The sequence below is a fragment of the Mesorhizobium sp. WSM4871 genome, assembly GCF_055811295.1.
The window spans coordinates 82,878-104,679 of record NZ_JBVVPU010000006.1; the positions used below are offsets into that span (position 1 = coordinate 82,878).

Sequence of the window (21,802 nt, forward strand, 5' to 3'; positions counted from 1 at the left end):
ATTTCCGGGCGGGCGGTGCGCAGTGGATGCCTCAACAGCCTCGCACGCCCATCGCAAAGATTTGCCGCCTTGGCGGCGGAACTAGATGAGGTCGGCTTTGGCAAGGTCGCGCATCAAATGGCTGGCGCCGTAGGTCCAGTGCGGGCAGTCGGGCGACAGCCGCACGCGGTTGACCAGGGCGCCGAATTTCTCCGACGAGATGGTGACGATGTCGCCGACCTTGTGCGTAAAACCCTTGCCCTTTTCGCCGCGATCCTTCGACGGCACGAACATGGTGCCGAGATAGAGCGCCAGGCCGTCGGGATATTGGTGATGCGGCCCCATCGCGGCCGCGACCAGCTCTTCGGGCGAGCGGCTGATCTCCGCCATCGAGCTGGCGCCCTCCAGCGAAAACCCGTCCTCGCCCTCGACCTTCAGCCGCACGATGGCCTGCTTCACGTCATCGATGGAAAATGTCGCGTCGAACAGCCGGATGAATGGCCCAAGCGAGGCCGAGGCGTTGTTGTCCTTGGCCTTGCCGAGCAGCAGCGCCGAGCGCCCTTCGACATCGCGCAGATTGACGTCGTTGCCGATCGTGGCGCCGACGATCCTGCCGCTGCTGGCCGCGATCATCGCGATCTCGGGTTCGGGATTGTTCCATGTCGACACCGGATGCAGGCCGACATCGGCGCCAAAGCCAACTGACGCCATCGGCTGGCACTTGGTGAAGATCTCGGCATCCGGGCCGATGCCCACTTCCAGATATTGCGACCAGGCGCCGCGCGCGATCAGCTTGGCCTTGATCTCCATCGCCTCCGGCGAACCGGGCTTGAGCTTCGACAGATCATGGCCGATCAGCCCGGCAATGTCGGCGCGAATGGCGTCGGCCTTCTCCGCCGAGCCGCGCGCCTGCTCCTCGATGACGCGTTCGAGCAGGGATACGACGAAGGTGACGCCCGACGCCTTCACCGCTTGCAGGTCGACGGGGGAGAGCAGGTATGGCTGTGCCGGATCACGCACGGCCTGGAAACTGTTGGCGGCGATCGCGTCCAGCGAGCCGACCGCTCTGCCCTTGGCCGAGCGCACGTGTCCGGCGGGATCCGCCATCTCGCAGATGTCGCGTACGGTCGGCGCGGCGCTCGACGTGATGTCGAAGACCGTGCCGTCGCGAGCCGTGACCACCAGCGGATGCGACGCATCGCTCGTCCTGGCGCGGCCGATGAAGATGCCCTCGGCGGGCAGGTGCGTCGGGTTGGTCATGGTTCAAACTCCTCTATGTCTCGTCCTGCCACGGCAGTTGTCCTCGTCGCGCCGGGCTGGCTTGGCCGGGCGGCACTTTCAACAAATTCCTGCCAAAGGTCTATCCCGTCCTCAAGGCGAGCTTTGTTATCTGGCGGTCTCAGCGCCCCTGGACCTCAATCGATTATGGCGTGCGCCAATGACCAAGCCAGAACGCATATTTCAAAAGCATGAAATCGCTATCCTCGTCGACTGGACGCGTTCGACAGGCTCGCCACAGCGGCTGCCAGCGCGCTGCATGCCAAGCGCATCGCGCCGTCCGCTCCATGTGGACTTGTTAAGCTGTTGCTGAATCGGCTTGACAGTTTCATGAATATGAAAAAAGTTTAGTCGATTTCAAAACCCGATTGGCCGTCCGATGTCGACCTTCGTTGCAACTGAGCCACCGCGGACCTCGCCGGGTTTCCGGTTGGCTATGCTGCTGCCGGGCGGACTGGTCACCTTCTTGCTGATCCTGTTCGCCCTCGGCCTCGTGCTCTTCCTCGCCTTTCGCGGCAATGACGGTGCGCTGCTGGGCAGCGGTTTTACGCTTGCAAACTTTGCTACGGTTCTAACCGATCCCCTGTACTGGACGGTGACGCTGCGCTCGCTGACCATCGCCGCTCTGGTGACGCTAGCCACCGTCGTCACCGCCTATCCCGTCGCCTACTACCTGGCCTTCCACGCCGGGCGGCGGCGCGGCCTGCTGCTGTTCCTGGTGACGCTGCCGTTCTGGACCAGCTATCTCTTGCGCGTCTTCGCCTGGAAGATCGTGCTGGCCTATAATGGCGTGCTGAACTCGGCGCTGATCGAAAGCGGCATCTGGTCGGAGCCGACCTTGGCGTTCCTCAACACGCCGGCAGCCGTCGTCGTCACGCTCGCCCATGCCTATGCGCCTTTCGCCATCCTGCCGATCTATGTGGCGCTGGACACCATCCCGAAATCGCTGCTCGAAGCCGCGTCCGATCTCGGCGCCAGACCCTTCACCAGCTTTCGCCGGGTGGTTTTGCCGAATTCGATGCCGGGCGTGCTGGCGGCGGCCCTCGTCGTCTTCGTGCCGACGGTCGGCGACTATGTGACGCCGGCGCTGGTCGGCGGCCCGGCCAGCACCATGATCGGCACGCTGATCCAGGCCGAGTTCGGCAAGGCCAATGACTGGCCGTTTGGCGCGGCACTGTCGGTCGCCGTCATGCTGGTGATCCTCGCCGTGGTGCTGGTCGTGCGCTTCGCCGACCGCAGATTCGGCAGCCGGACATGAGCGCGGCGCGCACCAACGCAGAGGAAGGCGGCGGCTGGCTCGGCGTCTACGTTCTTGCCTATCTGGTATTTCTCTATTTGCCGGTTTTGCTGATCCCGCTGTTTTCCTTCAACGATTCGATCCAGGCAGCGTTTCCGCTGCAGGGCTTCACGCTTCAATGGTATGGAACGCTGGTCGGCAATTCGGCCCTGTCTGGCGCGCTTGCCAACAGTCTCGTCATCGGCGCCATTGCCGCCACCGGCGCGACGCTCTGCGGCATCACCGTGTCCTACATGGACCTCTATGGCCGCTCGCCGCTTGCTGCCACCATCAGCGCCATTGCCCGGCTGCCGATCCTGATCCCCGGCGTCATCGTCGGCATATCGCTGCTGATCCTGGTCAATCTCATTGGCTTTGGCCCATCACGCATTGCCATCGTACTCGGCCACATATTGGTGGCGCTGCCAACGACGGTGGTGATCATGAGGAGCCGCTTCGCCGCCATCCCCAAGACCATCCGCGAGGCAGCGCTCGATCTCGGCGCGTCGGACTGGACGACCTTCCGGCGGGTCATGCTGCCGCTCAGCCTGCCGGCGATAGGTTCGGCCTTCATGCTGGCCTTCCTGACCTCGTTCGACGAGTTCATCGTCGCCTTCTTCCTTGCCGGCACCGAGCCGACGCTGCCGCTCTACATCTGGAGTCAGTTGCGCTTCCCGAAATCGCTGCCGACCGTCATGGCGCTGGGTACGGCGATCCTGGTCGTGTCCGTCGTCATCGCAGCACTTGCCGAAATCCTGCGCCATCGCGGGCTCGCCGCTCAGCGGCCGGTGCCCGCCGACCTGCCCAAACCACAACAAACCGAGAGAGGAGAACTGCAATGGCATTCGACCTGAAATCGATAAGTGGAAAGAGAGCCCGCGCCGGATTGGCCGCGCTGGCGCTGGCGCTTTCGTCGACCGTGGCGTTCGCGGGCGACAAGCTGCAATATTTCACCTGGTCGGGCTATGAACTGCCCGACTTCAACAAGAGCTTCCTCGCAGCACACCCCGATGGCGTCGAGGCCTCGATGTTCGGCGACGATGACGACGCCTTCACCAAGGTCAAGGCCGGCTTCCGCCCCGATGTCGCTCATCCCTGTTACGACAAGGTGGCGCGCTGGAACAAGGAAGGCCTGCTACAGCCGATCGACACCAAGCGCATCAAGAACTGGGATTCGATCTTCCCCGTCTTCAAGAACCTGCCCGATTTGCAAGCCGGCGACGGCAAGGTCTGGATGGTGCCGTGGGACTGGGGCAACACCTCGATCCTCTACCGCACCGATCTGGTGAAGAACCCGGAAGCGAGCTGGAGCTTGCTCTGGGACAAGCAATATGCCGGTCGCATGGCAACCATCGACGCCGTGCACGACACGCCGGTGGTGGCGGCACTTCTGGCCGGCGTCAATCCGTTCGACATGACGCCTGAGCAGATGGACAAGGTGGCGGAAAAGCTGCGCGAGCAACGCCCGCTGCTTTCGAACTACACCACCGACATGACCTCGGTCGAACAGGCGCTGGCCAGCGGCCAGCTGGTAGCCGCCATGACCTGGAACGCGTCGGCCACTTCGCTGAAGAAGCAGGGCGTGCCGGTGGAGTTCATGAAGCCGAAGGAAGGCATGCTGACCTGGGCCTGCGGCTTCGTTATGCTCAAGGATGCCAAGAACGTCGACCTTGCCTATGACTTCATCAACAGCCGGCTGGAAACGGATTCGGGCAAATATTTGATCCAGGCCTATGGCTATGGCAGCTCGACCAGTTCGGCCTTCGCCGCTGTGCCTAAGGAGGAACTGGACAAGCTGCAATTGCCGTCCGATCCAGAAGTGATGCTGAAGACCACCGTCTTCACCGGGCCGATGAAACAGAATGACGAACTTGCCAAGATGTTCGAGAAGGTCAAGGCGGGCGGCTGAGTTCGCTCTTCCTTCTCCTCTTGTGGGAGAAGGTGTCGCCGAAGGCGACGGATGAGGGGTGTTCCAGCTTGGCACCGGCAGCGCTCAGGCCAGCACCCCTCAACCGTCTCGGCGCTTCGCGCCGATCCTCCTTCTCCCACAAGGGGAGAAGGGAAAACCTTACGAAACGAGGACCGATGGATGGACATGCTGGACGAGGCGGCCGAAAGTCTTAAGGACGATGCCGACGTCAAGGTCGGCCGGCGCGTGCGGGCGCTGAGACTCGAGCGCAATCTTTCATTGGCCGAGCTGGCCGCCAAGGCAGGCGTCTCTATCGGTGCGCTCAGCCAGATCGAACGCGGCATGTCGTCATTGCGGGTACGGGTGATCTGGCCGCTCGCCGCTGCCCTCGACATCGAGCCGTCGGCGCTGATCGCGGACGGCAACGATGCCGTCAACGATCTCTATTGCGTGCGTGCCGACAAGCGACGACAGATCCCGGTCAAATCGGAAGGCATCGCCAAGGCGCTGCTCTCGCCGCCGGCTGCCACGCTCACCGGCATGCTGGTGACGGTGGACGCAGGCGGTGGTACCGCCGAAGCCTATGCGCACGCCGGCCATGAATTCGGGTTCGTCATAACGGGCGAGGTCGAGCTGGTGGTGGATTCCACCACTTATGCGCTGAAAACCGGTGATAGCTTCGCCTTCAAGAGCACGCTTTTGCACGCCTTCCGCAATCCCGGCAGCGAGTCTTGCCAGATCCTCTGGGTCAACACGACAAAACCATCCGAGGTTCGCGATGGCTTCTGATCCACTCGTGCGGCTGCAGGCAGTCTCGAAGATCTTTCCCGGCGGCATTGTCGGCCTCGATGCCGTCGATCTCGACATTGCCCGCGGCGAGTTCCTGACCTTGCTCGGTCCATCCGGCTGCGGCAAGACCACCAGCCTGCGGGTGATCGCCGGCTTCGAAAGTCCGTCGAGCGGCGAGGTATTGCTCGAAGGCCGAGACATCACCGCCCTCAGGCCCTTCGACCGGCCCGTCAACACGGTCTTCCAGAACTATGCGTTGTTTCCGCACATGAATGTTGCCGAAAATGTCGGCTTCGGCCTGTCGCTGCGCAGGCTCACCCGTGCCGAACAGACCAAGCGCGCCGGCGAGGCGCTCGACATGGTCGGCCTCGCCGACAAGATTGGCGCCCGCGTGTCCGAACTCTCTGGCGGCCAGCGCCAGCGCGTCGCGCTCGCCCGCGCCATTGTCTGCGAGCCTCGCGTGCTGTTGCTCGACGAGCCGCTCTCGGCGCTCGACGCGCATCTGCGCGAGCAGATGCAGGTCGAATTGAAGCGCTTGCAGTCGCGGCTCGGCACCACCTTCGTAATGGTCACCCACGACCAGACCGAGGCGCTGTCGATCTCCGACCGCATCGTCGTCATGAACAAGGGCCGCATCGAGCAGATCGCGCCGCCGGCAACGCTGTACGACCGGCCCGCCACCAAATTCGTCGCCAGCTTCATCGGCACGATGAACCTTTTGCAGTCGCGGTTTCTCGGTCGCGATGGCGATCGCTTGCGTTTCGCTGCTGGCGCCTTGCCGTTGGAAGCCGTCTCGGAAACTGGCGAGCTGCCTGGCGAAGGCGCGGTGCGAACCATTGGCGTGCGTCCGGAGGATTTACTGGCGACAACCGAAGCCGCGGCCGGCACCGCACCGGCGCGGGTCAACAGCATCGTCTTCCACGGCCGCACCCTGCGCCTGCATGCCGAACTGGGGCAGGGGGCACCGGTGGTGATCGACGCGCCACGCCGCGCGGAGGGTTTTCAATTCAGCGTCGGCGACGTGGCGCATATCAGCCTGCGCCGTGGCGCTAACTGCCCTATGCTCTCAAACTGATCTCGTTTCATCAAGGGCATCATCGGCTGTAAGCGCTACAGCATCCATCGCGCGTCCAAATGAACGTGCGGCGCCGTGGTGTGGCTGAGCTATTCGGCGGCTTCGCGAACAGGTATCAGGCGCCGCTCGACCTGCTGGAGATGCAGGCGCATGGCTGCCGCCGCGCCGCCGAGGTCGCGCTCGGCGATCGCTTCGACGATCCGTTCATGGTCGGCGAAACTGTGATGGTCCGCCGGCGGACGGGCGCCCTCTGCACGAAGACGTCCCCAGACCACGGTCCGGCGCACGGCGTTCAGCACATCGAACAGGCCGAGCAGCACATTGTTGCGGCTTGCCTGCGCGATCTGCCGGTGCAGCAGATTGTCGATGTTTTCATATTGCCGCCAAGTAACCGCCTCCCGCGTCTGCGCCAGCGATTGCCGCATCGCCGCGATGTCGGACAGCGTGGCGTGCAGTGCCGCTTCGCGCGCGATCTCCGGTTCGATGATCAGGCGCGCGCGCATCACATCGGCCGGATTTGTGCGGCCGGCGATTTCGGAAATTCCGATCGTCTCCTCGACCGGCCCGCTGCCGACGAAGGTGCCCCTGCCGACGTGCCGCCAGATGCGGCCGTCCTTCTCGAGCACCGCCAGCGCCTTGCGCAGGTCGCCGCGCGACACGCCAAGGCTCTCGCACAGTTCCCGCTCCGCGGGCAGCCGGGTTTCACCGGAATGGTCCATCTGGGCCAGATAGGCCTGAAGCTGAACCAAGGCGGCCTGGCCGCCACTTCCGGCATCGTCCATCAATTTAACCAATTCGCCTATTGCTTCCCTTTTCTGGTGTTAAAACGATTGGCCCGAACCGTCAACTGGCAAGTTTTCTAGGCTATCGGACATCAAGCAGGTATGTTTTCTCCTTGACCAATCAGCTTCCTTTGCTTAACCAATTAGAAAAATGGTTATAAGAAACGGGAGGAATGACAATGGCCAGACTATCCAGACGTACCATCCTAACCGCCGCTTTCGCCGCGGTCCTTTTGAGTGCGCCGCTGCCGGCGGCAAGCGCGGGCGACATGCGCATCGCATTCGGCGACCTTCCCGGCATCGAATCCATCCAGACGCTCGCCGCGATAGAGCGCGCCAAGGAGCGCGGCGTAAATGTCGAACTCATCGTGCTCAATGACGAGGACCTGGCTGCCCAGGCGATTGTCGGCGGCCAGGCCGATGTCGGCATCGGCGCGCCCTATACGCTGATCCAGAAGGCGGGCGTGCCGATCCGCGTCTTTGCGCAGATATCGACGCTGCGCTTCTTTCCCGTCGTCAACAGCGAATTCTACAAGGAATGGAAGGATCTGGACGGGCAGGACGTCGCCGTTCAGGCGCGCGGTTCCGGCACCGAGGCGGTCATGCTGCTGATGGCGAAGAACCACGGCATCAAGCTCGGCAACGTCAGCTATGTCCCGGGCTCCGAAGTCCGCCGCAACGCGCTGCTCCAGGGGACGCTGAAGGCGTCGATCGTCGACGCCGCCAACCGGCGCGCGCTAGAGGCCGAAGCGCCCGGCAAGTTCATCGTCTTGCCGGTGGAGAATCTCAAAGCCTCCGACGAAGCGTTGTTCGCCACGGCGGACTATCTGAAAAACAACGCCGCCGACGTCGATATCCTGGTCGAGGAATTGATGAAGACCGCGCGCGAAATTACCGAGAACCCGACTGTGGCGGTCGAATTCCGCAACAAGTATAAACTGCTGCCGGATCTCGGCGCGGAAGCCGATGGCGAGATCACCGAATACTACAAGGAAACCGCGGCAGCCGGCAGTCTTGCGCTGAACGGCGGCGGCGCGGATGCGGCCGCCGACGACTTCGCCTTCTTCAGCCTTGCCGGCCAGATCGAGGGCGATCCCGCCAGCCTCAAGGTGGCGGACTTCTGGGATGTCGCCGCACTCGACCGTGCCGTCGCCAAGCTCGGCAAGAAATAGGCGGTCTGGCGAATGGCTTTGAGCATCAGAACCGACGGCGAGACTGCTGGCCTCGCTGCTCCCTCCCGCCGCGGCACGACGGGCGCCTGGTGGGAAGAGCCGGTCGTGCTCAGGCTGGTCTCTATCGCTGCTTTCGCGGCGATATGGGAAGTGGCCGGACGCATTCCCGTCAGCTTCGCCTTTCCGACCTTTTCCGACACGATGGTCGCGTTTTTCGGACTGCTCGCCGACGGGAGCCTGGCCAGCGCCTATCTCTCGACGCTGCAGCCACTGGTGCTCGGCGTCGTCCTGTCGGCGTTCCTGGGTGTCGGCCTCGGCACCATCTGTGGCCTGTGGCGCACCGGCGAATGGCTGCTGATCCCGGTGTTCATCGTGCTCCAGGCGGCCCCCGTCGCCGCCTTCATTCCGATGGTCACCTTCGTCTACGGCATAGGCATGACCGCCAAGACGCTTGCCGTCATGATCCTTGCACTGCCGGTCATCGTGCTCAACACCTACAAGGCCGTGCGCAACGTCAACCAGTCGCTGCTCGTCATGTGCCGGTCGTTCCTCGGCACGCCGTGGCAGACCGTTGCCAAGATCATTCTTCCGGACGCCAGCCCGGTCATCTTCGCCGGTCTGCGCCTCGGCGTCGCCGCCGGGTTCGTCGGCGTGGTGCTGGCCGAACTGCTGATCACCCCGACCGGCATCGGCGACCTCATCACCTTCCACCGCTCGCGCGCCGACTACGCCGAGATGTATGCAACAATTGGCTCGATCATTGCCCTTTCCACCCTGACGCTGGTCTTTCTGCAATGGGTGGAAGCTCGTGTGTTCAGGCCCGAGAAGAGAGGTGCCTGAGATGCGCGCTGCCGCATTGCGAAATGGACCGTCGCCGGTGTCGGCACCGATCGATACTATTGTGGAGGTGAGGGGGATTTCCAAGACCTATGGCAATGTCGAGGCGCTGCGCGGCATCGACCTCGACTTTCCCCGGGGCAAGCTGACCAGCCTTCTCGGGCCCAGCGGTTGCGGAAAGACGACGCTGCTGAAGATCATCGCCGGCTTGATAAGGGCCGATGGTGGAACCGTCGCCATCAACGGCAAGACTGTCAGCGCACCAGGCCCCGAAAGCGCTTTCGTGTTCCAGGACTTTGCGCTGATGCCCTGGGCGACCGTGTTGCGCAATGTGGCCTTCGGCCTCGAATTGCGCGGCACCAGCAGGGCCGAACGCGAGGAGACCGCCCGCCGCTACATCGCCGAAGTCGGCCTCGCCGGCTTCGAGGACAAATATCCCCATGAACTGTCGGGCGGCATGCGTCAGCGCGTCGGCCTGGCGCGCGCTCTGTCGGTCGATGCCGATGTCCTGCTTCTCGATGAACCGTTCTCGGCGGTCGACGAGCAGAACCGGCGCAAGTTCCAGGAGGACCTGATCCGGCTGCGCACCAACCAGAACAAGACCTTCATCTTCGTCACGCATTCGATCGAGGAGGCGGTCTACATCTCCGACCGCATCGTCTTGCTGTCGCCGCGGCCCGGCCGGGTCTCGCAGATCATCGAACCGGAAATCGACCGCTCCGGCGATCCCGAGCGCATTCATCGCGACAGGCACTATCTCGATACCGTCGATGAGATCTGGCAGGGGCTGAAGCAATATGTGGAATGACCGGCAATGACCCTGTTTGGCTATCGCATACCCATGATGGCGTCGCTGCTTGTCTGGTGCGTCGCGTGGGAGGTCGTCGGCCGGCTGAACCTTGTCTTCCTGCTGCCGCCCTTCAGCGAGGTGCTGGCGGCGGCGGTCGATCTCGTGCAGACCCCGTCCTGGCAGAAGGCGACGGTCACCACCCTTCGCGCCTTCGCCATGGGCATGGCGCTGTCGATCGTCATCGGCGTGCCGCTGGGCATCCTGATGGGACGCGTCAAGATCGCCGACGATCTGCTCGGCATGTGGGTCAACATCTTTTCCAGCGCGCCGCTCTCGGCGATCGTTCCGGTGCTGATGATCCTGTTCGGCTTCGGCGAGAAGACGATCGTTGCTGCGGTTTTCCTGTTTGCGATCTGGATCATCGTTCTCGACACACGCGCCGGCGTCCGCCATATCTCGCCGTCGCTGATAGAGATGGCGCGGTCCTATGGCGCCTCTCGGCCGGCGCTCTACTCCAAGATCATCCTTTGGGCCGCCCTTCCGGAAATCCTTGCCGGCATCCGCCTCGGCCTCATTCGCGGCGTCAAGGGCGTCGTCATCGGCCAGCTGCTCGTCGCCATCGTCGGCTACGGTGCGCTGTTCGAGACTTTCTCGCGCAATTTCCGCATGGCCGAATTCTGGGCCTTGACCGTCATCCTTTTCGCCTTCGCCCTGGTGATCGCCGAGCTGATCGAACGGGCCGAAGCCAAAGTCGAATATTATGCAGGAGCAAGACAGTGAACATGCACGGCACGACCTATGTCATCGAACCGAACGCAATCCCGAGCATCCCGGTGGCGGGAACCGACAAGTTGTTTCCGGTGCACCGGGTCTATTGCGTCGGGCGCAATTACGCCGCCCATGCGGTCGAGATGGGGCACGACCCCAACAAGGAGCCGCCATTCTTCTTCCAGAAGAACCCCGACAACCTTGATACGTCGGGAGAATTTCCCTACCCTCCGGCCTCCAATGATGTTCATCACGAAATCGAAATGGTCGTGGCGCTGAAAAGCGGCGGCAGGGATATCCCGGTCGACAAGGCCCTCGACTGTGTATTCGGCTATGGCGTGGCTCTCGATATGACCCGGCGCGACCTGCAAGGCAAGGCGAAGGACATGGGCCGCCCATGGGAGGTCGGCAAGGCTTTCGAGGCCTCGGGGCCATGCACGCCGCTGGTTCCGGCAAGCTCGATAGGACATCCCGACAAGGGATCGATCTGGCTGGACGTCAATGGCGAGAGAAAGCAGACTGGCGACCTCAACCAGATGATCTGGAAAGTTCCCGAAATGATCAGCTATCTCTCAGGCCTTTTCACGCTGATGCCGGGGGACATCATTCTTTCCGGCACGCCGGCGGGCGTGGGCGCGGTCGTTCGCGGCGACGTTCTGCGCGGCCATGTCGAGGGCGTCGGCGACCTAGAGGTTCGCGTTGTCTGAAGCATCGATTGTTGAACGGCTGGCTGCCGGAGCCGACGAGGCGCCGGCGATTGCAGCCCCGGACAGGACCACGCTCAGCCATGGCGGGCTGCGCCGCCTGATCACCGAAACGGCGGCGCGGCTCAACGCGCTTGGCCTCGGCCGTGGCGACCGCGTGGCGATCGTATTGCCGAACGGCCCGGAGATGGCGACGGCCTTTGTCGCCGTGGCCGCCGCCGCCTCGACGGCGCCGCTCAATCCGGCCTACCGGGCCGACGAACTCGATTTTTATCTCAGCGACATCGGCGCCAAGGCAATCCTGGTCGCCGAGGACGAGAGTGGCCCGGCGGTCGCGGTTGCCGAGCGCCTGGGCATAGCTGTGCTGAGACTGGTCGCGCGGGGTGACGCGCCGGCAGGCAGTTTCGAGATCGCAGGCAAACCGGTCGGTACGTCTGTTTCGTCAGGCCTGGCCGAGGATGGTGACATCGCGCTCTTGCTGCACACCTCCGGCACCACCTCGCGCCCCAAGCTGGTGCCGCTCAGCCATGCCAATCTCGCCGCTTCGGCCGCCCATATCGGCGCGACGCTCGGTCTGACATCGGATGATCGCTGCCTCAATATCATGCCGCTGTTCCACATCCATGGACTGATTGCGGCGGTGCTGTCCTCGCTTGCCGCCGGCGGCAGCGTCTTCTGCACGCCGGGCTTCAATGCGCTGCGCTTCTTTCACTGGCTGGGCGAGGCGCGGCCGAGCTGGTACACGGCGGTGCCGACCATGCACCAGGCGATCCTGCCGCGCGCCGCGCGCAATGCCGATCAACTGGCGGCCGCGCCCCTGCGCTTCATCCGCTCGTCCTCGGCCTCGCTGCCGGCGCAGGTGATGGCCGAGCTCGAAGCGACCTTCGGCTGCCCGGTGATCGAATCCTACGGCATGACGGAAGCCGCGCACCAGATGGCCTCGAACCGGCTGCCGCCGGGCCAGCGCAAACCGGGCAGCGTCGGCGCCGCCGCCGGGCCTGAACTGGCCGTGATGGCGCCGGACGGGCGGCTGCTGAAAGCCGGCGAGACGGGCGAGATCGTCATTCGCGGTCCCAATGTCACCGCCGGCTACGAGAAGAACCCGGACGCCAATGCCAGCGCCTTCGCCCATGGCTGGTTCCACACCGGCGACCAGGGCGTGCTCGACGAGGACGGGTATCTGCGCGTCACTGGGCGGCTCAAGGAGATCATCAACCGTGGCGGCGAGAAGATTTCACCGCTCGAGGTCGACGAGGTGTTGATGGATCATCCGGCGGTGGCGCAGGTCGTCACCTTCGCCATGCCGCATGACAAGCTCGGCGAGGAGGTTGCGGCCGCGATCGTGTTACGCGAGGGCATGGCCACGACCGAAACCGATATTCGCGGATTTGCCGCGACGCGGCTCGCCGATTTCAAGGTGCCGCGCAAGGTGCTGATCCTGGAGGAAATCCCCAAGGGAGCGACGGGCAAGCTGCAGCGCATCGGCCTCGCCGCCAAACTTGGTCTTGCCAAACCTGGTCCGGGCTGACGATGCGGATCACCGTCTTTGGCGCCGGCGCGATCGGGGGCTATCTCGCGGCCAAGCTTGCCATGGCCGGCAAGGTCGATCTGTCGATCGTGGCGCGCGGCACGCATCTCGACGCGATCCGGGCGGACGGACTTCGCCTGATCGAGGACGGTCGCGAATCCGTCGCTCCTGTCAGGGCGGCTGCTCGGGCCGAGGAGCTTGGCGTGCAGGACTATGTCGTGCTGGCGCTCAAAGCCCATTCCGTTGCCCCGGCGCTCGACCAGATCGCGCCGCTGCTTGGGCAAGACACAGCCGTCGTCACCATGCAGAACGGCGTGCCCTGGTGGTATTTCCATGACGTTGGCGGGCCGCTGGAAGGCACGCGGCTGCAGGCGGTCGATCCGGGCGGCACGATCTGGGATCGTATCGGCCCTGGACGCGTCATCGGCTCCGTCGTCTACCCCGCGGCCGAAGTGGATGCGCCCGGCCTGATCCGTCATGTCGAGGGCACGCGCTTCTCGCTTGGCGAGCCTTCGGGCGAGAAGAGCGAACGCGTCACGCGGCTTGCCGGGGAGATGGTCGCGGCGGGTTTGCAGGTGCCCGTCCGCGACGACATCCGCAGCGAAATCTGGATAAAACTCTGGGGCAATCTCTCCTTCAACCCGATTTCAGCGCTGACCGGCAGCACGCTTGCCGCAATCGCCGGAGATGAGGCGACCCGCGCGCTTGCCCGCGCCATGATGCTCGAGGCGCAGGCGATCGGCGAAAGCCTTGGCGTGCGTTTCCCGATATCGGTCGACCGGCGCATCAAGGGTGCCGGCGATGTCGGCGAGCACAAGACCTCGATGCTGCAGGACCTGGAACGCGGCCGTCCCATGGAGATCGACGCGCTGGTGACGGCTGTGCAGGAGCTCGGTCGGCTGACCGGCCAGCCGACACCCACAATCGACAATGTGTTGGCGCTGGTGCGCCGCCTGGCCATCGAGCGCGGGTGCTATCTGACGTAAGACACGGGTCGTCAGGCGCTCGCCTTTAGGAGGCGGGCGGAATGCCCTTGTGAAGAAAGAAGCTTCACGGCCTTTTTGTCAAACGAAACGAAGACTTCCCCGCCTAGCCAGCTACCATCATAGGCAATCACACCATCAGCAAAATCACCACCAGCATCAAGGATCGATAGACCAGCTTCAACTGCGGGCCGATTGACCACGACATTTTCTGTATTCAGCAAGGCACGGATCGCGGCTGAAATATCCTCACCAGCAGTCTTATATTGGCGGGCCAAGACCCACGTGAATTCACAGAGGGATTGTAAGCTTACAGCCACGATATCCGCGGTTGCCAGCAACTCGACAGCGGCACTCGCCTGCTTGGCATCGTCCGCCACATAGGCGCGGAGCAGAACATTCGTATCAGCCGTGATCTTCATTCCTTGCCGGCCCCGGCGGCCGCACCAGCCTCGGCAATTGCCTCATTGATTTCCTCAATAGTGAGAACCTGGCCATTCGTCTTCCCTTTCAGGAAGCCATGAAGGTCCCGAAACGATCCCCTCGGCCGCGATGCTTTTAGCTCTGCCCGACCATCCGGTAGCAAATCCAATTCAATTTTTTCCCCCGGCTTGATGCCCAGGTGTTGGAGCACATCTTTCCGAAAGGTGACCTGCCCCCGTGCAGTTACGGTCAGTATCGGCATCGTAGAATCTCCCGATTGGCTAACCTGAACGTAATGCAAAAGTGCATTACTTTCAAGTGTCAGCCTTCCCGGTCATCCGCGCGTGGCCGGCCCATCGAACCAATTTGCAGGCGCCTTCGCATTTTTTCCGTTTAATTTGTTCCCTTTTTGTTCTAAAAGTCTCAGTCGGCCACAAATTGCCGGACGAGATAGCTATGAACGAGCTGCCTTTATTCGGAGTCGGGAAAAACGGTCAAACCTTCTTCCGCTGGGACGAGCCGGGTCGGAATCAGAGCGATCGGCTGTTTTTCGCCATTCTTTTGGAAAGCACGATCGCCACGCCGCTGGCGCTGAGGGCGGCGGGCTGGCAGCGCGAGTTGGGCCTGCGCGGCCAGCTCGTTGCGGCCGATCAGTTGCACATCTCGCTGGTTGGGCTCGGCGATCATGACGGATTGCCGATGTCGCTGGTGGAGGCCGCCTGCCGCGCCGGAGGCCTCGTCCAGGCGGCATCGTTCGATGTTTCCTTCGATCGCCTTTCGGCCTTCGGCGGCGGCGCACTGGTGCTGCGCGGCAGCGACGGCATCCCACCCTTGCAGACCTTTTGGCGCAGCCTCGGCGCCACGCTCGCCGACAGCCCGCTGAAGCCCTTCGTGGGGAATTCCTTCGAACCCCACGTCACCTTGCTGCGCGACAGGACGCGCGTCGCGAAGCTTGGCGAACGAACCATCCAACCGATCGGCTGGGCGGTCCGCGACTTCGTGCTCATCCACAGTTTCCTGGGGCAGGGCCGGTATCAACTCTACGGACGCTGGCGGCTGGCCGGCAAGGACGATGCGGTAGCTGTTATGTGAGTAGGCAGCGTCGGATTGTCCTGACGTGTAGCGCAAACTGGTCGAGCACGGCGCTTCAGCGTGGCTTCATCGCGGCGGATGGCGGCCGCCGCCCGAAAATTCTGGAGATATGGGCGAGGGCGCTGGCAAAGCGGGAGGCGTGGTTTTAGGGTGCGGCCGGATTCGACCAGCCATCAGTCCGAGGGACCATAGTTTGACAATCACGATGTACGGCATCACCACTTGCGACACGATCAGGAAGGCGCGCCTCTGGCTGGAAGGCCACGGCACTGCCTATCGCTTTCACGACTACCGGGTCGAAGGGCTAGACGCCAAGCGGCTGGATGGCTGGGTCGGCAAGGTCGGCTGGGAGATACTCCTCAACAAGGCGAGCACGACGTTCCGCGAGCTGTCCGACAAGGACAAGCAGGCCCTCGACGAGAAGAAGGCCAAGGCGCTGATGCTGGCCAAGCCGACGATGATAAAGCGCCCGGTGCTGGAGGTTGGCGAGCGTATCCTGGTCGGCTTCAAGCCGGATGTTTATGAGGACGTGGTGGAATAGCCTGCGAGGCGGCGAAGCTGCTAATCTCCCCCCTTGCGGGGGAGATGGCCGGCAGGCCAGAGGGGGGTGTGAAGGAACGCGACGTTGGTAGATTTGTCCAAGCGCGAACCTATTTCCAGTGCGCGGCGGTGAAATGATTGAAGAGTCGGAGGGACAGCACGTCTCAACCCGTCCCCCGCAAATATTCCGCCAGCGCCACCGCATTGTTATGCGCCTCGTCATGGGCGCCGTAGAGAAGCGTCACCTTGCCGTCGCGAAGCAAGGCGCGCAGTTCCGCGACCGCCTCGCCATTCCCATCGAGTTCGGCGCCATACCGCCTTCGAAACTCCGCCCATCGCGCCGGTTCATGCCCGAACCATTTGCGCAGTTCGTCGCTCGGCGCGATGTCTTTCAGCCACAGCGTCAGCGCGGCGTGCTCCTTGCTGAGCCCGCGCGGCCATATGCGATCAACCAGCATCCGCTGACCGTCAGAGGACGAGGGCGGCTCATAGATGCGCTTCACCGCGATGTCGTGTCCCATCGCCAACCTCGCATGGGCCGATCAGCACCGGGTTTCCTGCCGGCTCTTCAGGCCCATTCGCCCTTGCGCATGACCGGCACCCGCTCGCCGTCCTTGCCGAGCCCGTCTATGTCGATCTTGTCCGAGCCGATCATCCAGTCGATATGGATGAAGCTCTTGTTGCCGCCGCGCGCCGCAATCTCCTCCTGGCTGAGCGAGGCGCCGTCGACGAAGCACTTCGAATAGCACTGGCCGAGCGCGATGTGGCAGGCGGCGTTCTCGTCGAACAGCGTGTTGAAGAACAGCAAACCGCTCGCCGAGATCGGCGAGGAATGCGGCACCAGCGCCACTTCGCCGAGCCGGCGCGCGCCTTCGTCGGTGTCGAGCACCTTCTTCAGCACGTCCTCGCCCTTCGAAGCCTTGGCCTCGACGATCCTGCCGTCCTCGAAGCGCACCGAGATGTCGTCGATCAGCGTGCCCTGGTAGGACAGCGGCTTGGTGCTCGAGACACGGCCCGAGACGCGCCTTGCATGCGGGGTGGTGAAGACCTCTTCGGTCGGGATGTTGGGGTTGCAGGTGATGCCGTTCTTGGCGGTCGAGGCGCCGCCCATCCATTCATGGCCATCGGCGAGACCTACCGTCAGGTCGGTGCCCGGCCCGGTAAAATACAGCGCATGGAAATTATGGCCGTTCAGCCATTCGGTCCGGCTCTTCAATGCCGCATTGTGCGCCGTCCAGTTGCCGATCGGGTCCTCCACATCCACCCGCGACGCCGCGAAGATGGCGTCGGCGAGCTTAACCACCGCGACGTCGTCGGCATCGCCGGGAAATACTTGTTTGGCCCAGGCGAGGTCGGGATAGGCGACGATGTTCCAGTTGATGTCGAAGCCGGTGATCTTCTCCAGCGCCGGCTGATAGGCCATCGAATTCGCCTTGTTGGCGCGCGCCACCTTTGCGGGATCCTGCGCCGACAACAGCGACGGATCCTCGCCGCGCACGGCAAGCCGCGCCGCATTGCCGGCGAAGGCCTTCGCGATGCCTTCATAGAGCCACCCGGCGGCGCGATCGAAGCCAGCGTCCGCCCCGTAGCGGTAGCGCGCCAGCGTGATCTCGTCGTCGTTGAAGATCGGCGTCACCAGCCCGGCTCCGGCCTTGTAGGCATGCTCGACGATCCGCCTGGTCAAGGGCAGGGCCGCGATGGACGACGTCAGCACCAGATCCTGCCCCGGCTGCAATTGCAGCCCGACCTTGATGGCGACCTCCGCCAGCCTGTCGAGCTTCACCGGGTCGATGGTTGCGGAAACGCCGCGCGAATGTGTGGTCATGGTCCTGCCTGCCGTGATGTGGGGTTCTCGTTCTTACATAGACCGGCCGGATGGCGCTTTCCACCGCCCTTGCGGTAGGCCACAGCGCCGTGCGTCCATTCGGGCGCGCAAAGGACGCCCGCGGCATTGGAATGCGCCAGCCTCAGGCGGCGCTGTCAAGCGCGCTGAACTGCGCCATCGTCGCCGCGATCTCTTCGCGGATCCAGGCCTTGAAATCACGGACCTTGCGGCTCTCGTCCTTGGTTGCCGAAGTCACCATCCAGTACCCCAGTCCACTCTCAGCGCGCACGCCGAAAGGCGCGATAAGCCGCCCGTCGGCCAACGCATCGGCGGTCAGCAGCTGCCAGGCGAGCATCACCCCATGGCCGGCGATCGCCGATTCCAGGCACAGCATCGGGTCGGTGAAGCGTGCGCCCTTGAGGAAGGTGACTGGCTCGACGCCGGCTGCCTCGAACCAGCCGTCCCAACTGATCATCGACCGCTCGTCGGTGATGGCGCAGGTCTGCGCCAGGTCCTCGATCGATTTTAGCTTGGCTGCGATCGATGGCGCGCAGACCGGGAATACCTCCTGCGCCAGCAGAAGTTCCGCTCGCCCGCCCGGCCATTTGCCGTCGCCCAGCCGGATGGCGATGTCGATGTCGGAATGGTCGAGATCGGCGATCCTGACCGAAGCATCGATGCGCAACAGCACGTTCGGGTGGCGGGCGAAATGCCTGGACAGCCGTGGCAGTAGCCATTTCGAGGCAAATGCCGGCGCCACCGAAACCACCAGCGTGCATTGGCTCGCCTCGTCGGCCAGCGCCACCGCCTGCGCAAGCTCGCGGAAACCGACGCTGAGCCGCGCCGTGAAGACGACACCGAATTCCGTCAAAACCAGTCCGCCTGGCGTGCGCTCGAACAGCGCCTGGCCAAGCTGCGTTTCGGTGCGCTTGATCTGCTGGCTGACGGCGCTGACGGAAACGTTGAGCTCTCCGGCGGCGGCCGCGAGCGAGCCCAGCCGGGCGACGGTTTCGACGGCGCGCAGGCCGTTCAGGTGGACGCGGTTCAGCATGGCCATTTGAGTTTTTCTAAACTGGTATGGCCGAAATCTCAATTGAAATAGCAGGCGAAATGGCGGATTTTAACGGGCAGCCCGATCCTTGGAGGAAAGCTGATGAAGATTTTATCATGGCTCAGGGTCTTCTCCGCAACCGCCACCGGACAAAGCCCGTCGCACGAAAGCGAGACCACACGATGGGTCATCGACCCGCTGTCGCACCCCGTTCTGGACACCATGTCGGAGCGCGAGCTTGGCGATGTGCCGTTCCGGTTGACAGCGCGGCGCACTGCCTATGAGACAGGCGCCGCGCGGGTCGGCTGCGGCTGAAACTCTTCGCACAAAGGATCGTCGACGCTCGTTCTGTACCGCGGCGTTCGAAAGCGGTTCTTGGGAGCCCTTCTGGCCCAACATAACTGGATTGTTTGACAGGCCGGCGCACTTATTGTGCGCCGCAATGAAAGCCGCTTCTCCATCCCCTTTGCGTCTTGCCTTCGCTGGCATGGTCGCGCTTGCCGTCGCCATGGGCATCGGCCGCTTTGTCTATACGCCGATCCTGCCCGGCATGATGGAAGAGCTTGGCCTGTCGCCGGCCGACGCCGGCTGGATCGCGTCGGCCAATTATCTTGGCTACCTCGTCGGCGCGCTTGCCGCCGCCGGCGGCTGGGCGCATGGACGCGAGCGCCTGCTGATGTTCTCCGGCCTTGCCGCCAGCGCGGTTCTAGCCGCGCTGATGGGGCTGACCGAGAGCATGGCGGCCTTTCTCGTCATCCGTTTTCTGGGCGGCGTCGCCAGCGCCCTCGTCATGGTCTTCATGTCCAGCATCGTCTTTGGCCATCTCACCGCGGCCGACCGCAACGACCTGCAGGCGCTGCATTTCGGCGGCGTTGGTCTCGGAATCGCGGCCTCGTCAGCCTTGATGGCTGTTCTCGTCACCGAACATGCCGGCTGGGCGGCTGGCTGGCTGTGGTCGGCGGCGATTTGCGCCTGCGGCTTCGCTATCGTGGCGCTGCTGGTCGGGCCTGCCTCGACCACCAACGGCATTGCCAGCCGCGAGCCGGCGCAGCCGAAGGACCGGTCGCTGGTGAAGATGATTATCGCCTACGGCCTGTTCGGCTTCGGCTATGTGGTGACGGCGACGTTTCTCGTCGCCATCGTGCGCCAGGGCGGCGGTGGCCGCGTCTTCGAGGCGGTCGTCTGGATGATCACCGGTCTTGCCGGAATTCCCTCGGTCTGGCTGTGGCAGAAGATCGCGGCAAGGATTGGCCTTTACGCGGCCTGCCTGGCGGGTTGCCTCATCGAGGCGGTCGGCGTCACCGCGAGCGTCGCCATGGGCGGACGCACCGGGCCGCTGCTCGGCGGGTTTCTGCTTGGCGCGACATTCATGGCCATGACCGCACTCGGCCTGCAGGCCGTAAAGCAGCTTGCGCCGCAAGCGCCGCGCCGGACTTTCGCGGTGATGACGGCGTCCTTCGGCCTCGGCCAGATCATCGGCCCGCTCGTCGCCGGTCTGCTGGCGCAAGCATCGGGTGGCTTCTTCCTGGCCTCGCTCGTGGCCGCCGCCGTCCTGGTCGTCTCCGGCGTCGTCGCCTGGTCGGCTGCGCCAAAATCGCCATGATTGTGGTCTTGCTCGGGGGCGGGCATCGAGCGCGGGCATTTTCTTTCCCACTAATGTGTGACCTTATGCCCGCTGAACAACGCCGCTGATTTGCGCACCGACCGAGGATTTCGCCACAGTGTTCGTATCGTTTTTTCCGAAGCCGAAGCTTTTCTTCGCCTCGGTAGCTATCTGGAGCCTTGCCGGGGTTCTGTTCTGGTTCTTCGGAGGCGAGCAGCTTGGCTCCGTGTTCGGTCTTCCCCCATCGGTATCAGGTGCTCCGCCGGCGCTTGGCATGTCCACCTTTTTGACCGCGCCGTTTATCTGGTTCTATATCTATTTCGGTGTCATGGTTGGCGCCTTCTATGCTTTCTGGCGTTTCTATTCTCCCCATCCTTGGCAGAATTGGTCGATCCTCGGCTCGGCGTTGATCTTGTTCTCGACCTATCTTTCGGTGCAGGTTTACGTTGCCCTCAACAACTGGCGCGGACCTTTCTTCGATCTTTTCCAAAAGGCGCTTACCACCCCAGGCTCGGTGAGCGCCGGGGAACTCTATTCGATGTTTTCGATCTATGCCTGGATCGGTGCAGCGGGCATGGCGATTTTCGTCATCACCCGCTTCTTCGTCAGCCATTACATCTTCCGTTGGCGCACGGCCATGAACGACTACTACATGGCCTATTGGCAAAGGTTGCGGCACATTGAAGGCGCTTCCCAGCGCGTGCAGGAAGATACGATGCGGTTCTCCACAACCATGGAAGGCCTTGGCGTATCCTTGATCGATTCAGCGATGACGTTAATTGCGTTCCTACCGCTTCTCGCTCAGCTCTCGACGCATGTGAAGGTCTTGCCGATCGTTGGCGAAATCCCCTATTCGCTGGTCGTTGCCGCAGTGGTCTGGTCGGTTTTCGGAACAGTGTTGCTTATGGTCGCGGGTATCAGATTACCGGGACTGGAGTTCAAGAACCAGCGCGTCGAGGCGGCCTATCGTAAGGAACTCGTTTATGGCGAGGATGATGCAGCACGCGCGCAGCCGCCGACGGTCGCCGAACTCTTTTCGCATGTCCGACGCAACTATTTCACGCTCTACTTCCACTATGCCTACTTCAACGTCGTGCGGTCCGGCTATCTACAGGCCGATGCCATCTTCTCCAGTGTGATCCTCATCCCCACCATTGCCGCAGGAACAATCACGCTTGGCATATGGCAACAGGTTTCCACCGCCTTTAGTCAGGTCAGTTCGTCATTTCAATATCTGGTCAACGCATGGCCGACGATTGTCGAGCTAATCTCCATCCAGAAGCGTCTGCGCGCCTTCGAGGCGACGCTGGAGGGCGAGCCGCTGCCCGAAATCGACCAGCGCTATCTCGAACGTCAGGAAGCCGAGGATCCGGCCTGATATCTCAGGAAAAGCGTGGG

Annotated in this window: 24 protein-coding genes; 17 read left to right on the forward strand and 7 right to left on the reverse strand. The window is 63.2% G+C overall.

What is annotated here, in order from left to right; translation table 11 throughout:
* Positions 1-81: 81 nt before the first annotated feature.
* The gene (locus AC0L2H_RS14105) at positions 82-1,239 is read right to left on the reverse strand and encodes a fumarylacetoacetate hydrolase family protein (RefSeq protein WP_473590792.1); all 1,158 of its coding nucleotides are present in this window, start codon (positions 1,237-1,239) and stop codon (positions 82-84) included.
* Positions 1,240-1,636: 397 nt separating this feature from the next.
* On the opposite strand from AC0L2H_RS14105, the gene AC0L2H_RS14110 reads away from it, so the two are divergent.
* The 5 genes from AC0L2H_RS14110 (at position 1,637) to AC0L2H_RS14130 (ending at position 6,306) form a co-directional block, all read left to right on the forward strand.
* Positions 1,637-2,515: an ABC transporter permease gene (locus AC0L2H_RS14110; protein WP_473590793.1), complete on the forward strand. Its 879-nt coding sequence runs from the start codon at positions 1,637-1,639 to the stop codon at positions 2,513-2,515.
* On the forward strand, positions 2,512-3,387 hold the full coding sequence (locus AC0L2H_RS14115; protein ID WP_473590794.1) for an ABC transporter permease: 876 nt from the start codon (positions 2,512-2,514) through the stop codon (positions 3,385-3,387). Before AC0L2H_RS14110 ends, AC0L2H_RS14115 begins: the two co-directional genes overlap by 4 nt.
* Entirely contained in the window at positions 3,372-4,442 is a 1,071-nt protein-coding gene (locus AC0L2H_RS14120) for an ABC transporter substrate-binding protein (protein ID WP_473590795.1), read from the forward strand. Before AC0L2H_RS14115 ends, AC0L2H_RS14120 begins: the two co-directional genes overlap by 16 nt.
* Before the next feature lie 180 nt (positions 4,443-4,622).
* Positions 4,623-5,231: a cupin domain-containing protein gene (locus tag AC0L2H_RS14125; RefSeq protein WP_473590796.1), complete on the forward strand. Its 609-nt coding sequence runs from the start codon at positions 4,623-4,625 to the stop codon at positions 5,229-5,231.
* Complete coding sequence (locus AC0L2H_RS14130; RefSeq protein ID WP_473590797.1) at positions 5,221-6,306, forward strand: ABC transporter ATP-binding protein; 1,086 nt, start codon at positions 5,221-5,223, stop codon at positions 6,304-6,306. Before AC0L2H_RS14125 ends, AC0L2H_RS14130 begins: the two co-directional genes overlap by 11 nt.
* Before the next feature lie 89 nt (positions 6,307-6,395).
* Here the strand turns inward: AC0L2H_RS14130 and AC0L2H_RS14135 are convergent, their stop codons facing one another.
* Positions 6,396-7,088 carry a FadR/GntR family transcriptional regulator gene (locus AC0L2H_RS14135; RefSeq protein ID WP_473590798.1) on the reverse strand — a complete coding sequence of 231 codons (693 nt, stop codon included), beginning with the start codon at positions 7,086-7,088 and terminating at the stop codon, positions 6,396-6,398.
* Positions 7,089-7,267: 179 nt separating this feature from the next.
* On the opposite strand from AC0L2H_RS14135, the gene AC0L2H_RS14140 reads away from it, so the two are divergent.
* Genes AC0L2H_RS14140 through AC0L2H_RS14170 form a run of 7 tightly spaced genes read left to right on the forward strand, consistent with a single transcriptional unit; the run spans position 7,268 to position 13,873 of the window.
* Positions 7,268-8,260: an ABC transporter substrate-binding protein gene (locus AC0L2H_RS14140; RefSeq protein ID WP_473590799.1), complete on the forward strand. Its 993-nt coding sequence runs from the start codon at positions 7,268-7,270 to the stop codon at positions 8,258-8,260.
* A gap of 12 nt (positions 8,261-8,272) precedes the next feature.
* On the forward strand, positions 8,273-9,100 hold the full coding sequence (locus tag AC0L2H_RS14145; protein ID WP_473590800.1) for an ABC transporter permease: 828 nt from the start codon (positions 8,273-8,275) through the stop codon (positions 9,098-9,100).
* Position 9,101: 1 nt separating this feature from the next.
* Positions 9,102-9,905, forward strand: coding sequence for an ABC transporter ATP-binding protein (locus tag AC0L2H_RS14150; protein ID WP_473590801.1), 804 nt, complete (start codon positions 9,102-9,104; stop codon positions 9,903-9,905).
* Between the two features lie 6 nt (positions 9,906-9,911).
* Positions 9,912-10,667 carry an ABC transporter permease gene (locus AC0L2H_RS14155; protein WP_473590802.1) on the forward strand — a complete coding sequence of 252 codons (756 nt, stop codon included), beginning with the start codon at positions 9,912-9,914 and terminating at the stop codon, positions 10,665-10,667.
* A 2-nt stretch (positions 10,668-10,669) separates the two neighbouring features.
* Positions 10,670-11,362 (forward strand): fumarylacetoacetate hydrolase family protein, encoded by a 693-nt coding sequence (locus AC0L2H_RS14160; protein ID WP_473591049.1) that lies wholly within the window; start codon positions 10,670-10,672, stop codon positions 11,360-11,362.
* Positions 11,355-12,887 carry an acyl--CoA ligase gene (locus AC0L2H_RS14165; RefSeq protein WP_473590803.1) on the forward strand — a complete coding sequence of 511 codons (1,533 nt, stop codon included), beginning with the start codon at positions 11,355-11,357 and terminating at the stop codon, positions 12,885-12,887. The genes AC0L2H_RS14160 and AC0L2H_RS14165 overlap by 8 nt, the downstream gene beginning before the upstream one ends.
* A 2-nt stretch (positions 12,888-12,889) precedes the next feature.
* On the forward strand, positions 12,890-13,873 hold the full coding sequence (locus AC0L2H_RS14170) for a 2-dehydropantoate 2-reductase (protein WP_473590804.1): 984 nt from the start codon (positions 12,890-12,892) through the stop codon (positions 13,871-13,873).
* Between the two features lie 11 nt (positions 13,874-13,884).
* Here AC0L2H_RS14170 and AC0L2H_RS14175 read toward each other — a convergent pair whose 3' ends face one another.
* Together AC0L2H_RS14175 and AC0L2H_RS14180 are read right to left on the reverse strand one after the other, a co-directional pair.
* Positions 13,885-14,292, reverse strand: a complete 408-nt coding sequence (locus tag AC0L2H_RS14175) for a type II toxin-antitoxin system VapC family toxin (RefSeq protein WP_473590805.1) — start codon at positions 14,290-14,292, stop codon at positions 13,885-13,887.
* Positions 14,289-14,555, reverse strand: a complete 267-nt coding sequence (locus tag AC0L2H_RS14180) for an AbrB/MazE/SpoVT family DNA-binding domain-containing protein (protein WP_473590806.1) — start codon at positions 14,553-14,555, stop codon at positions 14,289-14,291. Before AC0L2H_RS14180 ends, AC0L2H_RS14175 begins: the two co-directional genes overlap by 4 nt.
* A gap of 56 nt (positions 14,556-14,611) precedes the next feature.
* Here AC0L2H_RS14180 and AC0L2H_RS14185 point away from each other — a divergent pair, with 56 nt between their 5' ends.
* A complete protein-coding gene (locus AC0L2H_RS14185; RefSeq protein ID WP_473590807.1) occupies positions 14,612-15,385 on the forward strand; it encodes a 2'-5' RNA ligase family protein in 774 nt (257 codons plus the stop codon).
* Positions 15,386-15,578: 193 nt separating this feature from the next.
* A complete protein-coding gene (locus AC0L2H_RS14190) occupies positions 15,579-15,926 on the forward strand; it encodes an ArsC family reductase (protein ID WP_473590809.1) in 348 nt (115 codons plus the stop codon).
* A 163-nt stretch (positions 15,927-16,089) separates the two neighbouring features.
* Here the strand turns inward: AC0L2H_RS14190 and AC0L2H_RS14195 are convergent, their stop codons facing one another.
* The 3 genes from AC0L2H_RS14195 to AC0L2H_RS14205 form a co-directional block, all read right to left on the reverse strand.
* Positions 16,090-16,446 carry a DUF488 domain-containing protein gene (locus AC0L2H_RS14195; RefSeq protein WP_473590811.1) on the reverse strand — a complete coding sequence of 119 codons (357 nt, stop codon included), beginning with the start codon at positions 16,444-16,446 and terminating at the stop codon, positions 16,090-16,092.
* Between the two features lie 47 nt (positions 16,447-16,493).
* On the reverse strand, positions 16,494-17,750 hold the full coding sequence (locus tag AC0L2H_RS14200) for an aminopeptidase (RefSeq protein ID WP_473590812.1): 1,257 nt from the start codon (positions 17,748-17,750) through the stop codon (positions 16,494-16,496).
* A gap of 142 nt (positions 17,751-17,892) precedes the next feature.
* Positions 17,893-18,807 carry a LysR substrate-binding domain-containing protein gene (locus AC0L2H_RS14205; protein ID WP_473590814.1) on the reverse strand — a complete coding sequence of 305 codons (915 nt, stop codon included), beginning with the start codon at positions 18,805-18,807 and terminating at the stop codon, positions 17,893-17,895.
* Positions 18,808-18,903: 96 nt separating this feature from the next.
* Between AC0L2H_RS14205 and AC0L2H_RS14210 the strand changes: the two genes are divergently transcribed.
* The 3 genes from AC0L2H_RS14210 to sbmA all read left to right on the forward strand — a co-directional run bounded on the left by AC0L2H_RS14210 (position 18,904) and on the right by sbmA (position 21,782).
* Positions 18,904-19,116, forward strand: coding sequence for a hypothetical protein (locus AC0L2H_RS14210; RefSeq protein WP_473590815.1), 213 nt, complete (start codon positions 18,904-18,906; stop codon positions 19,114-19,116).
* 127 nt (positions 19,117-19,243) lie between these two features.
* Positions 19,244-20,404, forward strand: a complete 1,161-nt coding sequence (locus tag AC0L2H_RS14215; RefSeq protein ID WP_473590816.1) for a YbfB/YjiJ family MFS transporter — start codon at positions 19,244-19,246, stop codon at positions 20,402-20,404.
* Positions 20,405-20,522: 118 nt separating this feature from the next.
* Entirely contained in the window at positions 20,523-21,782 is a 1,260-nt protein-coding gene (sbmA, locus tag AC0L2H_RS14220) for a peptide antibiotic transporter SbmA (RefSeq protein ID WP_473590818.1), read from the forward strand.
* Positions 21,783-21,802 lie beyond the last annotated feature (20 nt).

What these genes read in the sequence shown, in the direction of transcription:
- AC0L2H_RS14105 (WP_473590792.1), bottom strand. Translation starts at nt 1,239, where the DNA reads ATGACCAACCCGACGCACCTGCCCGCCGAGGGCATCTTCATCGGCCGC.
- AC0L2H_RS14110 (WP_473590793.1), top strand. Translation starts at nt 1,637, where the DNA reads ATGTCGACCTTCGTTGCAACTGAGCCACCGCGGACCTCGCCGGGTTTC.
- AC0L2H_RS14115 (WP_473590794.1), top strand. Translation starts at nt 2,512, where the DNA reads ATGAGCGCGGCGCGCACCAACGCAGAGGAAGGCGGCGGCTGGCTCGGC.
- AC0L2H_RS14120 (WP_473590795.1), top strand. Translation starts at nt 3,372, where the DNA reads ATGGCATTCGACCTGAAATCGATAAGTGGAAAGAGAGCCCGCGCCGGA.
- AC0L2H_RS14125 (WP_473590796.1), top strand. Translation starts at nt 4,623, where the DNA reads ATGGACATGCTGGACGAGGCGGCCGAAAGTCTTAAGGACGATGCCGAC.
- AC0L2H_RS14130 (WP_473590797.1), top strand. Translation starts at nt 5,221, where the DNA reads ATGGCTTCTGATCCACTCGTGCGGCTGCAGGCAGTCTCGAAGATCTTT.
- AC0L2H_RS14135 (WP_473590798.1), bottom strand. Translation starts at nt 7,088, where the DNA reads ATGGACGATGCCGGAAGTGGCGGCCAGGCCGCCTTGGTTCAGCTTCAG.
- AC0L2H_RS14140 (WP_473590799.1), top strand. Translation starts at nt 7,268, where the DNA reads ATGGCCAGACTATCCAGACGTACCATCCTAACCGCCGCTTTCGCCGCG.
- AC0L2H_RS14145 (WP_473590800.1), top strand. Translation starts at nt 8,273, where the DNA reads ATGGCTTTGAGCATCAGAACCGACGGCGAGACTGCTGGCCTCGCTGCT.
- AC0L2H_RS14150 (WP_473590801.1), top strand. Translation starts at nt 9,102, where the DNA reads ATGCGCGCTGCCGCATTGCGAAATGGACCGTCGCCGGTGTCGGCACCG.
- AC0L2H_RS14155 (WP_473590802.1), top strand. Translation starts at nt 9,912, where the DNA reads ATGACCCTGTTTGGCTATCGCATACCCATGATGGCGTCGCTGCTTGTC.
- AC0L2H_RS14160 (WP_473591049.1), top strand. Translation starts at nt 10,670, where the DNA reads ATGCACGGCACGACCTATGTCATCGAACCGAACGCAATCCCGAGCATC.
- AC0L2H_RS14170 (WP_473590804.1), top strand. Translation starts at nt 12,890, where the DNA reads ATGCGGATCACCGTCTTTGGCGCCGGCGCGATCGGGGGCTATCTCGCG.
- AC0L2H_RS14175 (WP_473590805.1), bottom strand. Translation starts at nt 14,292, where the DNA reads ATGAAGATCACGGCTGATACGAATGTTCTGCTCCGCGCCTATGTGGCG.
- AC0L2H_RS14180 (WP_473590806.1), bottom strand. Translation starts at nt 14,555, where the DNA reads ATGCCGATACTGACCGTAACTGCACGGGGGCAGGTCACCTTTCGGAAA.
- AC0L2H_RS14195 (WP_473590811.1), bottom strand. Translation starts at nt 16,446, where the DNA reads ATGGGACACGACATCGCGGTGAAGCGCATCTATGAGCCGCCCTCGTCC.
- AC0L2H_RS14200 (WP_473590812.1), bottom strand. Translation starts at nt 17,750, where the DNA reads ATGACCACACATTCGCGCGGCGTTTCCGCAACCATCGACCCGGTGAAG.
- AC0L2H_RS14205 (WP_473590814.1), bottom strand. Translation starts at nt 18,807, where the DNA reads ATGGCCATGCTGAACCGCGTCCACCTGAACGGCCTGCGCGCCGTCGAA.
- AC0L2H_RS14210 (WP_473590815.1), top strand. Translation starts at nt 18,904, where the DNA reads ATGAAGATTTTATCATGGCTCAGGGTCTTCTCCGCAACCGCCACCGGA.
- AC0L2H_RS14215 (WP_473590816.1), top strand. Translation starts at nt 19,244, where the DNA reads ATGAAAGCCGCTTCTCCATCCCCTTTGCGTCTTGCCTTCGCTGGCATG.